Below are 5,478 nucleotides of genomic sequence, written 5' to 3'. Positions count from 1 at the left end.
TGCCCTTCAGCATCCAGTCCCGGTAGGCCTTGGTGCTGTCCTTCGCGCACCAGATCGCCTTCGACTTCTCGGTCGAGTCGGCGCCCAGGATCGGGTAGAGGAAGGTATAGACGGTGACGTCCTTCACCGCCAGCAAATCGCGCTCGAACTTCTTGCAGAAGCCGCAGTTCGGGTCGGAGAAGACGACCATCTTGCGCGCGCCGGTGCCCTGCTTCCAGACCAGCGCATCCTTCAAGGGAATGTTCTTGAAGTCGATCGCCGTCAGCTTGGCGACGCGCGCGTCGGTCAGGTTGACGCGCGTCTTGGTGTCGATGAGCTGGCCCTCGATGAGATGGTTGCCCTGCTCGTCGGTGTAGAGGATGTCGGTGCCGATGCGGAGCTCGTAGACGCCGGGGATCGCGGTCTTCGCGACCTCGTCGATCTTCGGGAAGTCGGGCAAGCGCTCGGCGATGTTCTTGCGGATCGTCGCTTCGTCGGCGAAGGCGGCGGGGGCCAGGCAGGCGGCCAGCGAAAAGGCCACACAAGCGGTGATGGCGCGGGGGAAGGTCGTCATGACGTGCTTTCAGGAATCGAGCGCCCGGGCCGCGAGCCAGCGCTTCAGCGGCGAGATGCGGTCGACGAGAGTCATTCCATTGTTGCGGAGTTCGCGCAGGGGCGAGTCGGGCTCGGCGAACAATCCCTGCAATCCGTCGGTAATGCGCAGCATGGCGGCGGTCGGCGCCGCGCGCTGCCGCACGTAGCGCCGGAGCAACCGTTCGTCGCCCAGGCCGCGCCACGGCTCGCGCGCCGCGATCACAGCCGCCAGCGCCGCGACGTCGGCCAGGCCGAGGTTCAGGCCCTGGCCGGCAAGCGGGTGGACCACGTGTGCCGCATCGCCGACCAGCACCCAGCCCGGCCCGCAAGGCAGCGTGGCGCGCGAGCGCAGCAGCGGCCAGGCGGAGCGCTCGGACGCCAGCGTCAGCTCCCCGGATTCGCCCTCGCTCGCGGCGGCGAGCTCGCGCTCGAACTCGGCCGGTTCGGCGGCGAGCAGCGCGTCGGCGCGGTCCGAAGGCAGCGACCAGACGAGTGCGTACGAGCGGCGCGCTTCGGGCCGGTCGAACGGCAGCAGGGCGAGGACGGCAGGAGGGCGGAACCATTGCCGGGCGAGATGGCGATGCGGCCGGCTGGCGACCAGGCGCGCGGCGATCGCGGTCTGCCCGTAGTCGTGGGTCTCGTGCCCGACATCGACCCCGGCGAGCCGGGCCGCGGCCCGCCCCTCGCAGTGGGCCAGGAGCGCGGCGGGCACGTCGGCCTCGACGCGCGTCACGTGGGCGGCGAAGCGCAGCGCGGTGTCGAGCTCCTGCTCGAGCGCGCCGGCGTCGGTGATGTAGGCGAGCGCGGCGACCCGCTGCTCCCAGGCGGAGAACTCGATCGCGGCGGGGGCGACGTCGCCGCGCACGCGCATGTCGTGCACCGGGGTGACGCTGTCGGCCGGCAGCGCGTCCCAGACCTTGAGGCTGCGCAGCAGGGTGACCGAGGCATCGTTGAGCGCGAAGGCGCGGACGTCGGCGCGGGGCGCGGCGGGGGCCGGCGGCGAGCGCAGCGCCACCGACAGGCCGAGCCGCGCCAGCGACAAGGCCAGGCTCCTGCCGACGATGCCGGCGCCGTTGACCTGCACGTCGAAGGAAGGCATCGGCGCATTTTAGGCAGGGCGTCGGAGACAATCGCGGCCCGATGAACGAGGCCAGAAGCCGATGAGCTACGTCGACGTCACCGTGCAGTCGCTGCACGTCTATCCTGTCAAGTCGTGCGCCGGCACGTCGCCGCGCGTGGCCGACGTCGTCGAGACCGGCTTCGACCTCGACCGCGCCTGGATGGTGGTCGATGCAGCCGGCGTCTTCGTCTCGCAGCGAGAGCTGCCGCGCCTGGCGCTGGTGCAGACGAGCTTCAAGGGAGGCGACATGATCCTGCGCGCGCCCGGGATGCTCGCCTTGCATGTGTCGCCGGAACGGGTCGAGGCGGCCGCGCAGGTCCAGGTGTGGAACGACCGCCTCGCCGCCTTCGACATGGGCGACCTGTGCGCGCAGTGGTTCAGCGATTTCCTCGGACGCCCGCTCCGCCTGGCGCGCCACGACCCCGACGTGCGCCGGCTCTCGGACCGGCGCTGGACCGGCGCCATCGAGGCCGAGTGCGCGTTCCAGGATGCGTTTCCGTTCCTCGTCGCCTCCGCGGCGTCGCTGGCGGAAGTGAACCGCCGCCTGGCTGCGGCCGGCGCCGAGCCGGTGACGATGGCCCGCTTCCGGCCGAACATCGTCCTCGACGGGCTCGACGCCCACGCCGAGGACCACGTCGACGAGATTGCGTTCGACACCGAAGACGGTCCGCTGCGCATGAAGCTGGTCAAGCCGTGCAGCCGCTGCGGCATCCCCGATGTCGATCCGGCGACGGGGACCGCCGGTCACGCGGTCGGCGACGTGCTCGCGCAGTACCGCGCCGACCCGCGCCTCGACGGCAGCATCACCTTCGGGATGAACGCGGTCATCGTCGAAGGCATCGACCGGCGCCTGACGGTGGGCATGCCTGGCCGCGCGTCGTACGCGCTCTGACAGGCGCGGCGAAGCCCCGCCCCCGGGTATCCACGCTGCTCCCCACACAGGGGGTCCGACAGAATCCGACGCCTCGGCTTCGGTCTTCGGAGGTGGTCATGCGCAAATCGATTCGATCCTGGCTGCAGGCACTGGCGGTCAGTGCCGTCGCGTTTTCCGGCGCGGCCCTGGCCCAGGCGCCGCTCACGCTGCACGGCGCGTCCCAGTTCAACGACGACCACGCCTTCACGAAATCGCTCGCCAAGTTCGAGGAACTGGTCAAGAAGTACTACGGCAAGCCGATCAACTTCGTGCTGCACAAGAACAGCGAGCTCGGCCTCGAGAAGGACTACTTCGCCTACATGAACCAGGGCGTCTCGGTCGACTACGCGATCGTCTCGCCGGCGCACATGTCGACCTTCTCGAAGGCGGCCCCGTTCATCGATGCGCCGTTCCTGTTCCGTGACCTGGCGCACTGGAACAAGGTGCTCGATGCCGACATCCTGAAGCCGGTCGCCGACGAGATCGCGGCCAAGGCCGACGTCATGCTGATCGGCTATGCCGGCGGCGGCACGCGCAACATCTTCGCCAACAAGGCGGCCCGCAACATGGCGGAGCTGAAGGGCCTCAAGGTCCGCGTCCAGGGCGCACCGATCTGGAGCAAGACCTTCGCCGCGACGGGCATGTCGCCGACCGTGATCGCCTACAACGAGGTCTACAACGCGATCCAGAACGGCGTCATCAACGCCGGTGAGAACGAGGCCGCCGGCGTCGAGTCGATGAAGTTCTACGAGGTCGGGCCGAACCTGCTCATGACCGAGCATGCGATCACGATCCGCCCGATCGCCTTCTCCGGCAAGACCTACAAGAAGCTGCCCGCCGACCTGCAGGCGGCGATCCTGAAGGCGGGCAAGGAGGCCGGCGCCTACGGCCGCCAGGTCGAGTCGAGCGAGGACACCGCCAAGCTCGACGCCCTCGAGAAGGCCGGCCGCCTGAAGCGCATTCCCTTCGCCGACCGCGCCGCCATGAAGAAGGCCGTCGATCCGGTGATGGCCGACTACGCCAAGGAGATCGGCGCCGAGGCGATCTACGCCAAGATCAACGGGATGTAAGCACCAGAACCGTCCGGCGGAGGCGCACTCCGCCGGATTTTTTTCGTCCCGGCGCGAACGAGATGCCCCCATGCGCAAGCTGATCGACGGTTACTACCGGCTGCTCAACCTCCTCCTCGTGGCCACCGTGGCGATCCTCGTGATCCCGGTGTCGATCCAGATCTTTTCCAGGTACACGGCGCTGATCCCGGCCTGGATCTGGACCGAGGAGATGGCCCGCTTCTTCTTCGTCTGGATGATCATGATCGGCTCGATGGTCGGCATCCGCGACGGCGCGCACTTCGACGTCGACCTCTGGCCGCCGCTGAAACCGCGCCCGGATGCGGCCCTGCGCATGCTCGCGCAGCTGTTCGTGCTCGTCTTCGCCCTCGTCTTCATCTGGTACGGCATCAAGTTCGTCCAGTTCGGGTGGGACCAGACCTCCGAGCTTGCCGAGCTGCCGATGGGCTGGATCTTCGTCGCCTGGCCGATGGCCGGCTTCACCTGGGTGGTCTTCCTCGGCGAGCGGTTCATCGACAACGTGCGCGTCCTGTCCGGTGGCCAGGGGAGCGCCGCATGAGCGGCGGCGGTGCGCTGTCACCGGCCATCGCCGCTCTGATCCTCTTCGGAGTCTTCTTCGGGCTGATGGCAGTCCGGGTGCCGATCGCCTTCGCGCTCGGCCTGGCCTGCCTGCCCGTCATGTGGTTCGAGCCGCGGCTCTCGCCCATGATCCTCTTCAACGAAACGTTCAAGTCGTACAACTCGTTCATCCTGATGGCGGTGCCGTTCTTCCTGTTGACGGCGAACCTGATGAACGTGGGCGGCATCACCGACCGGCTGGTGCGCCTGTCCCGCAACCTGGTCGGCCACCTGCCCGGGGGGCTGGCGCAGGTGAACGTCGTTCTCTCGATCTTCTTCGCCGGCATCTCCGGCTCGTCCACCGCGGATGCGGCGAGCCAAGGCAAGATCTTCATCGAGGCCCAGGTCAAGGAAGGCTACGACCTCTCCTTCTCGGTCGCGATCACCGCCGTCTCGGCGGTGCTGGCGGTGATCATTCCGCCCTCGATCCTGATGATCGTCTGGGGTGGGACACTGTCGGTCTCGATCGGCGCCCTCTTCCTGGCCGGCATCCTGCCGGGGCTGCTGCTCGGCGCGGTGCAGATGGCCACCGTGCACGTGTACGCCAAGCTGCGCAACTATCCGAAGTACGCGCGCTCGACGCTGCGCGAGGTGTTCGCCGCCCTGTTCGTGGCGGTCCCGGCGCTGATGACCCCGGTGATCATCATCGGCGGCAAGATCTTCGGCTGGTTCACGGCGACCGAGTCGGCGGCCATCGCCGTCCTCTACGCGGCGGCGCTGTCGATCTTCGTCTACCGCGAGCTGAACGGACGCTCCCTCTACGCGGCCCTCATCGACACCGGCCGCCTTGCCGCCGTGGCCCTCTTCTGCGTCGGCACGGCCAGCGCGTTCGGCTGGCTGCTCGCCTACTACCAGATCCCGAAGGCGCTGCTCGCCGGCGTCGGCGGCTGGGGCATGGGCATCACCGCGACGGGCTTCTTCATCGCCTTCTGCTTCCTGGTCGTCGGCTGCTTCCTCGACGCGATCCCGGCGATCATCATCGTCGGCACCATCCTCGAGCCGCTGGCCCGGGCCGTCGGCATGGACCCGGTGCACTTCGCGATGGTCGGCATCATCTCGCTCGCCTTCGGCCTGGTGACGCCGCCGTACGGCCTGTGCCTGATGATCTCGTGCGCCATCGCCAAGGTGAGGCTGACCTACGTCATCAAGGACGTCATGATCATGCTCATGCCCATGCTCGGCGT

The 5,478-nt window shown here is 68.3% G+C and carries 6 protein-coding genes; 4 read left to right on the top strand and 2 right to left on the bottom strand.

The features are described from left to right. Together AC30N0_RS11115 and AC30N0_RS11110 are read right to left on the bottom strand one after the other, a co-directional pair. On the bottom strand, positions 1-553 hold a 553-nt coding region (locus AC30N0_RS11115), incomplete at its 3' end, for a DsbC family protein (RefSeq protein WP_489517977.1). Between the two features lie 9 nt (positions 554-562). Continuing rightward, positions 563-1,672 (bottom strand): FAD-dependent monooxygenase, encoded by a 1,110-nt coding sequence (locus AC30N0_RS11110; protein WP_489517976.1) that lies wholly within the window; start codon positions 1,670-1,672, stop codon positions 563-565. A gap of 61 nt (positions 1,673-1,733) precedes the next feature. Between AC30N0_RS11110 and AC30N0_RS11105 the strand changes: the two genes are divergently transcribed. The 4 genes from AC30N0_RS11105 to AC30N0_RS11090 form a co-directional block, all read left to right on the top strand. Further along, positions 1,734-2,585 (top strand): MOSC domain-containing protein, encoded by an 852-nt coding sequence (locus AC30N0_RS11105; protein WP_489517975.1) that lies wholly within the window; start codon positions 1,734-1,736, stop codon positions 2,583-2,585. Between the two features lie 98 nt (positions 2,586-2,683). Further along, the gene (locus tag AC30N0_RS11100) at positions 2,684-3,676 is read left to right on the top strand and encodes a TRAP transporter substrate-binding protein (RefSeq protein ID WP_489517974.1); all 993 of its coding nucleotides are present in this window, start codon (positions 2,684-2,686) and stop codon (positions 3,674-3,676) included. A 70-nt stretch (positions 3,677-3,746) separates the two neighbouring features. Continuing rightward, the gene (locus tag AC30N0_RS11095) at positions 3,747-4,235 is read left to right on the top strand and encodes a TRAP transporter small permease (RefSeq protein ID WP_489517973.1); all 489 of its coding nucleotides are present in this window, start codon (positions 3,747-3,749) and stop codon (positions 4,233-4,235) included. Then, positions 4,232-5,478 (top strand): TRAP transporter large permease (locus AC30N0_RS11090; RefSeq protein WP_489517972.1); only part of this gene is annotated, 1,247 nt, incomplete at its 3' end. The genes AC30N0_RS11095 and AC30N0_RS11090, both read left to right, overlap by 4 nt.

This window comes from Rhizobacter sp. (genome assembly GCF_031412495.1).
GTDB lineage: Bacteria > Pseudomonadota > Gammaproteobacteria > Burkholderiales > Burkholderiaceae_C > Schlegelella_A.
The sequence above is the reverse complement of the archived record's forward strand: the minus strand, read 5'-3'. Positions and strand labels throughout refer to the sequence as shown.